Below are 7,023 nucleotides of genomic sequence, written 5' to 3' on the forward strand. Positions count from 1 at the left end.
AGCTGTGGAACAGGGGCAAACAGTCCGAGTACCAGGACAGGGAGGTTTACCAGGTAGAGGCGGGTTAGTCTTGGCTGTTAAAGCCGGGTGGCTGCAAAAATTTTAAACTGTTACATATTCCTCAGGAGGAACTGTTATGGCCCATAATCATAATGAATTAAACGAGATGCTGGGAGACGAAGCGGAATTTCTGCTGAACCATCAATGCCGGACCATTGCCCGGGATCAGCTCTGCCTGCCCGGGGTGGACTTTGTGGATAAAGTGTATGCCCTCTCAGACAGGAACAACCGGGTGCTGGTGAACCTGGAGCGCCTTTTCAGCCATGGACGCCTGGGTGGCACCGGCTATATGTCCATATTGCCCGTGGATCAGGGAGTGGAACATTCCGGCGGGGCATCCTTCGCCAAAAACCCCGTATATTTTGATCCGGAAAATATTGTAAAGCTGGCCATGGAAGGTGGATGCAACGCCGTGGTCTCCACCTTCGGGGTGCTGGGGGCGGTGGCGCGCAAATATGCCCACAAAATACCCTTTGTGGTCAAGATCAACCACAACGAGCTGCTCACCTATCCCAATACCTTTGACCAGATCATGTTCGGAACCATTGACCAGGCCAGCGACATGGGGGCCGCCGCGGTGGGGGCGACCATATATTTCGGGGCGGACAATTCGGACCGCCAGATCGTGGAAGTAGCCCGGGCTTTTGCCTATGCCCATGAGCTGGGTATGGCCACGATTCTGTGGTGCTATATGCGAAACAGTGCCTTCAAGACAGGAGGCGTGGACTATCACGTGGCAGCGGATCTCACCGGGCAGGCCAATCACCTGGGAGTCACCCTGCAGGCGGACATAATCAAGCAGAAGCTGCCTGAGGTGAATGGCGGCTACAAGGCCCTGAATACCGGGGATTCTTCTTACGGCAAGCTGGATGAACGTATTTACAGCGACCTGACCACGGATCACCCCATAGACCTGACCCGTTACCAGGTGGCCAACTGCTACATGGGCCGGGCCGGGCTTATCAATTCCGGAGGGGCCTCCGGCAAAAACGACTACGGTGAAGCTGTTCGCACGGCGGTTATAAACAAGCGGGCCGGAGGAATGGGGCTCATCAGCGGTCGAAAAGCCTTTCAGAGGCCCATGGATGAAGGGGCACAACTCTTAAATCTCATCCAGGACGTCTACCTGGACCATGAGATCACTGTAGCCTGAGGTGCCCTGAAGGCGCAAAAAGGGGGCGAGTATCTGTTTAGCGCTTTTAAGGAAAGCAGGGGACAGGCACTCCGGGACCCACTTGAGCATCATTTTGTGCTTAAAATATCTCATTTTGGGACAATCACGCCTCAGGCGTGACGGAAGGGCCAGTCCCCATGCCACATGCAAAGCGCTAAACAGATACGGGGGTGAAAATTTTTTGCCCCTGAGGGATAATGTTGACAGGCCTGTATCAACAGGTGCCGCCCTTGCAGCCGGGTGTGCCTGGTTTGAAACTTCCAGTCTCTAATTGCCTACTCTCTGTTCGGGCTGAGTGACGATCATGCGGCATTCGCCCTTGAATACGTTTTTCTTGATGAGCATATCCTTGCATGGTGAAAGTTTTTCTTCATCAAGCAGGGCGTAGAAATCATTTTCATAGGTTACTTTTCCAAAATCCACGGTGGTGAGAAACTTGAGCCGGGGTTTGATGAACTCCATGAACTTGGACCTGTTTTTAAACATGGTCTGAAAAAAAATCACCTCCCCATCAGGCTTGACCCATTTTTTGGCCCTTTCCAGGACCGCTTTCTGGTCGTCCATGAGCATGAAACTCATCCCAAAGAAAACATAGTCAAAAAACCCCTCGTGGATTGGGCTGTAGGAGGTGACTGACTGGTGCAGCACTTCGACCTGATTCTGGAGACTGTAGGCCTGGATTAGTTTTCTGCAGTGTTCCAGGTAATGTTTGTTGATATCGAGTCCGGTTATGCGCAGGTTTTTCTTTTTAATCAGCTGATGGTTCTTCTTGAGCATGACCCCGTTGCCGATGCCTACGTCCAGAATGACTGAATTGTCAGGGTAGTAATCTATGCTGTTTTTATAACAAAGTCTGGTGACATCACTGATAATAAGGTTATAGAGGTTGTTTACCATGCTGTGCTCCGTTGGTTTGGAAAAAATTCTCTAGTGGTGCCCGTTTGGGGGGCTTTGCTTTTGAAAGTAATCAGGTTAACAAATTTTTATTTTTTTTGCAAACAGGCCGGGCCTTGATTTCTAAGTTTATGTCTTTCCGGGGTGTTATACAAGGCATTCAATCTTTACATCCAGAGCCTGATAAGGCAATATAACTCTTTTAACCCGTTACTTCCTGCTTATCGCCGATACTCAATAAAACTACAACGACGCTTGATTTGAGCTGTAAGGGGACCGGCTCCCCGCACTTTTTTTTCAGCACAATCAAGATCAATTGTAAGCATTCAGGGGGTGCCGGAAACCGGCCCGGGGACAGTCCCCGCGACACCTTTCCTGCACAAGTTAAACATGACAAACGCTTAATTGTGTGAACCTGCACAGATATTACTTAGCGGGGACAGTCCCCAGGCCTGATGCCAGTAACTACCACTGAGGACCCCCTGAATGCTTACGATCAATTTAATCAAATAAGTGCAGGGGGGCCTGTCCCCGCTGGCTGCACTGGAAGTGGTTTATGGCAGGCAAGGATGCAGGATTTTTGTAACGTGTTGCACAAGCCCCTTATGATTTTCCAACCAGGAAGGCACCAAGAATGAAAAAGGATTTTTTGAGCATCCGGGATCTTATCCGGGAAGAGGCGCATGAGCTTATAAAAAGGTCCGCCTGGATGAAGGAGAACGACTTTCGTTCCAACATACTTGAAGGCAAGACCGTGATCTTGATATTTGAAAAGGCTTCCACCCGGACCAAGGTGTCCTTTGAGGTGAGCATCCACCACCTGGGTGGACACCACGTATTCATGACCCCGGCGGAGTCACAGCTTGGCCGGAGCGAACCCCTGAGGGACACGGCCAGGGTGCTTTCCAGGTATGCCCAGGGCATGGTGGTGCGCACATTCGGCCAGGAGAAGCTGATTGAACTGGCCAGGCACGGCAGTGTACCGGTCATCAACGCTTTGTCCGACGAGTTTCATCCCTGTCAGGTCATGAGCGACCTGTTGACCATTTACGAGCGGAGCCCTGATTTTGAAGCCCTGAATATCGCCTGGGTGGGAGACGGCAACAATATGTCCCATTCCTGGATAAATGCCGCGATTCATTTTCCTTTCAAGCTTACACTGGCGGTTCCCCCGGGATTTGAACCCCGTGAGGATATTTTTCAGGAGGCACAGAGGTTGGGGGGGAATGTTCACCTGACACACGACCCCCTGGAGGCGGCCAGGGATGCGCATTACATCAACACCGACGTATGGGCATCCATGGGCCAGGAAGAAGAACAAAAGGCCCGGGCCGATGCATTTGTGGGTTTTCGGGTAGATGACAGAATCCTGGAAGCGGCCCATCCCGAGGTCAGGGTGCTGCACTGTCTGCCTGCCCACAGAGGAGAGGAGATTACGGATGCGGTGATAGAAGGAGAGCGCTCCATTGTCTGGGACCAGGCGGAAAACAGGCTGCATATGCAGAAGGCGATTCTGGAGTGGATATATGGTTAGGGATTTAGGGATTGAAGGATTCGGGATTGGGGATAAATTACACTCTTAAAATACAAAGCAACGGGGAATTTCATGAGCGGGATTGACAGGGTAGTCCTGGCCTATTCCGGGGGGCTGGACACCTCGGTAATTCTAAAGTGGATCCAGAAGACATACGACTGTGAAGTCATTGCTTTTACCGCCGACCTGGGTCAGGAGGAAGAACTGGATGGCCTGGAAGAAAAGGCCTTGTCCACGGGAGCCTCCAAGGCTTTTATCGAGGACCTGCAGCAGGAGTTTGTCACAGATTTTATCCGGCCCATGTTCCGGGCGGCTGCTGTTTACGAAGGCAGATACTTGCTTGGGACCTCCATTGCAAGGCCCCTTATCGCCAAGCGAATGGCGGAAATAGCCTTGCAGGAGGGGGCCCAGGCAGTGGCGCACGGAGCCACAGGCAAGGGCAATGATCAGGTACGCTTCGAGCTCACCACCATGGCCCTGGCACCGTCTCTGCGCATCATCGCCCCCTGGAGGGAATGGGACCTGCATTCCAGGACCGAACTTCTGGAATTCGCCAGGCAAAACCAGATTGCTGTACCTGTAACCCAGGAGAAAATGTACAGCTGCGATCGTAATCTACTGCACCTGTCCTTTGAGGGAGCGGAACTGGAAGACCCCTGGCTGGAACCCGAAAGGGGAAGCTATCACCTGGCTGTGCCTCCAGAACAGGCACCGGATGAACCCGAGGTTATTACCCTGGGGTTTGAAAAAGGTGATCCGGTGAGCATCAATGGCGAAGAAATGGACTCGGTGCTTCTTTTCAAGAGGCTGAATACTCTGGGCGGCAGGCATGGCATCGGGCGTCTGGATATGGTGGAGAACCGTTTTATCGGCATGAAATCCAGAGGCGTCTATGAAACGCCCGGGGGAACGATCATTTATGCCGCCCACCGGGACCTGGAGGGCCTGTGCCTGGACAGGGAAAGTCTGCATATCCGCAATGAAATGGTTCCGGGCTATGCCCGCCTGGTTTACAACGGTTTCTGGTTTTCTCCGGAGCGGGAGGCCATGCAGGCCATGATGGACAAAATCCAGGAATATGTCACCGGCGAAGTACGCCTTAAGCTCTACAAGGGGGGAGTTTACCCTCTGGGCCGGCGTTCGGGCATCTCCCTCTACAACCCGGAACTGGCCACCTTTGAGGCGGACCAGGTATTTGATCAGCATGATTCAGCCGGCTTTATAAGGCTGCAGGGTCTCAGGCTCATGTCCGTAAATAAAGTCAGGAATGTATCTTTTCAGCGTTTTTAACACTACAGCGACATTAATTTAATCTGGAAGGGGACTGGCTCTTTTGCCGCCGAGAGCCCAGCCATTTTTCGGTTTGAGTTCGACAATAGTGCCAGTCCCCGGTGGCTGAGGCAATATTTAATACAAAGTGTCGCTGTAGTGTTAATAAAAACAGGGAACAGGCTATCCCCGCACATTTTTTATGACAAAATGGCTTCAGAATATTTGATAAAAAGTTTGGGAAGAGCCAGTCTCCCTCCGGTCTGGAAACGGGGCAGGGAGCTATACGACATGCAAAGCGCTGAACAGATCTCTGGAAGTAACAACAACCCTTAGCTGCGCAATCCAACGTGCTATAACAGTACCTAAATGAAAGACAAAGACCCGCAAAAAATCTGGGGGGGGAGGTTTGCAGCCCGGACATCATCGCTAGTGGAAGAATTCACCCAGTCCCTGGATTACGATCGCTTCCTGGCCCTGCATGACCTGGAGGGTTCCAGGGCTCACGCCCTCATGCTGGCGGATACCGGGATAATCTCCCCAGAAGAACTGCAGCGGATTCTTTCTGGTCTGGACCAGATTCAGGGCGAACTGGAGCAAAATGAGTTCAACTGGGATCCCGGCCTGGAAGATGTCCACATGAATATTGAAAAACGTCTAACAGATCTCATTGGAGAGCCCGGACAGAAGCTGCACACAGGTCGCAGCCGCAACGACCAGGTTGCCCTGGATTTCAGGCTTTATGTGGCAGGTGCCCTGGAGCGTTGGCAGTCTGAGCTGAAAGAGCTTATCAGTATTCTTTTGAATCAGGCAGAAGCCCACCGCAAAACCCTGCTTCCCGGGTATACCCATCTGCAGCCGGCTCAGCCTGTATGTCTGGCCCAGCACTTGCTAGCTTACGTCCAGATGTTCAAAAGAGATTATGAGCGCATTGAGCAGGCCATGCCCCGCACAAGGGTTTCCCCCCTTGGGGCGGCAGCCCTGGCAGGAACCACCTACTGTCTGCAGCCGGAGCAGACTGCCGGCCATCTGGGTTTTGAAGAAGTATTCAAGAACAGCATGGATGCTGTCAGCGACCGGGACTTTGTGCTGGAGGGGCTTTTTGTTGCATCCATGATAATGATGCATTTAAGTCGGCTCGGAGAGGAAATTATCCTCTGGTCAAACCCGGGGTTCGGCTTTATAATACTTCCGGATGCCTACTCCACCGGTTCTTCCATAATGCCTCAAAAGAAGAACCCTGATGTAGCCGAGCTTGTCCGGGGAAAAGCCGGCGGCGTTTACGGTCGCCTCATGGCCCTTTTGACCACCATGAAAGCCCTTCCTCTCACTTACAATCGGGACATGCAGGAGGACAAAGAGCCTTTTATCGAAGCCTGCAAGAGTGTTAGTTCCTGTTTGCGGGTAATGACAGGCATGATGGGCGAAATGGAGTTCAACAAGGATAAAATGATGCAGGCCCTGAAAAAAGGCTTTTTAAATGCCACTGAATTGGCGGATTACCTGGTTTTCAAAGGTACGCCCTTCAGGCAGGCACATCACCTGACCGGCCGACTGGTTGCTTATGCCGAGGAAAAGGGTCTGGGTCTGGAAGAGTTGGACCTGACGGTGTTCCAGGATTTTTCCAGACTTATTGATCGAGATGTATACGGTGTGCTTGACTATCAGCAGGCGGTAAATCGCAGGTCAACACCGGGGGGTACCGGGCCGGACTCAGTGCTCGGGCAGATTAAGGATTTACGACTATGGCTGGATAAAAAAAATGGCGGAAGCGTATAGGAGTCGAACCTACCGAACGGGATCAGCCGTTCCACTGGATTTGAAGTCCAGGCGCCACACCGGTGACGTAACGCTTCCGCAGGCAAATCAATAACAATCATTACTGAATTAGGCAAGAGTAAATAACACTGCAGCTAAACTTAATTTATTAACTCCGGGGACCGGCTCTTGTGCACTTTTTTGAATAATCGATAACACTACAGCGAAACTTCTAAAATTTATAACCTGTCTCAATTGGGGACAGGCACTTTTGCCGTTTGATAACTTACAATTGAACAAAAAATCAGGCGGCAAAAGAGCCAGTCCCCGGAGG

The 7,023-nt window shown here is 51.8% G+C and carries 6 protein-coding genes and 1 tRNA gene; 4 read left to right on the forward strand and 3 right to left on the reverse strand.

Annotation, left to right across the window (positions count from 1 at the left end; genetic code table 11):
• The first annotated feature begins 136 nt into the window (after window positions 1-136).
• Window positions 137-1,213, forward strand: coding sequence for a class I fructose-bisphosphate aldolase (locus QZP87_RS11720; protein WP_291323110.1), 1,077 nt, complete (start codon window positions 137-139; stop codon window positions 1,211-1,213).
• A 288-nt stretch (window positions 1,214-1,501) separates the two neighbouring features.
• Here the strand turns inward: QZP87_RS11720 and QZP87_RS11725 are convergent, their stop codons facing one another.
• A complete protein-coding gene (locus tag QZP87_RS11725) occupies window positions 1,502-2,131 on the reverse strand; it encodes a class I SAM-dependent methyltransferase (protein ID WP_291323111.1) in 630 nt (209 codons plus the stop codon).
• Between the two features lie 631 nt (window positions 2,132-2,762).
• On the opposite strand from QZP87_RS11725, the gene argF reads away from it, so the two are divergent.
• The 3 genes from argF to argH all read left to right on the forward strand — a co-directional run bounded on the left by argF (window position 2,763) and on the right by argH (window position 6,710).
• Window positions 2,763-3,662, forward strand: a complete 900-nt coding sequence (gene argF, locus QZP87_RS11730; RefSeq protein WP_291323112.1) for an ornithine carbamoyltransferase — start codon at window positions 2,763-2,765, stop codon at window positions 3,660-3,662.
• Window positions 3,663-3,734: 72 nt separating this feature from the next.
• Window positions 3,735-4,952 (forward strand): argininosuccinate synthase, encoded by a 1,218-nt coding sequence (locus tag QZP87_RS11735; RefSeq protein ID WP_291323113.1) that lies wholly within the window; start codon window positions 3,735-3,737, stop codon window positions 4,950-4,952.
• A 348-nt stretch (window positions 4,953-5,300) separates the two neighbouring features.
• Entirely contained in the window at window positions 5,301-6,710 is a 1,410-nt protein-coding gene (gene argH, locus QZP87_RS11740) for an argininosuccinate lyase (RefSeq protein WP_291323114.1), read from the forward strand.
• Here argH and QZP87_RS11745 read toward each other — a convergent pair.
• Window positions 6,695-6,788 (reverse strand) — tRNA-Sec (locus tag QZP87_RS11745). The genes argH and QZP87_RS11745 overlap by 16 nt on opposite strands.
• A 30-nt stretch (window positions 6,789-6,818) precedes the next feature.
• Window positions 6,819-7,023: hypothetical protein (locus tag QZP87_RS11750; RefSeq protein WP_291323115.1), on the reverse strand; the 205-nt coding region annotated here is incomplete at its 5' end.

The sequence above is a fragment of the Desulfonatronospira sp. genome (genome assembly GCA_003563255.1).
Classification (GTDB): Bacteria; Desulfobacterota; Desulfovibrionia; order Desulfovibrionales; family Desulfonatronovibrionaceae; genus Desulfonatronospira.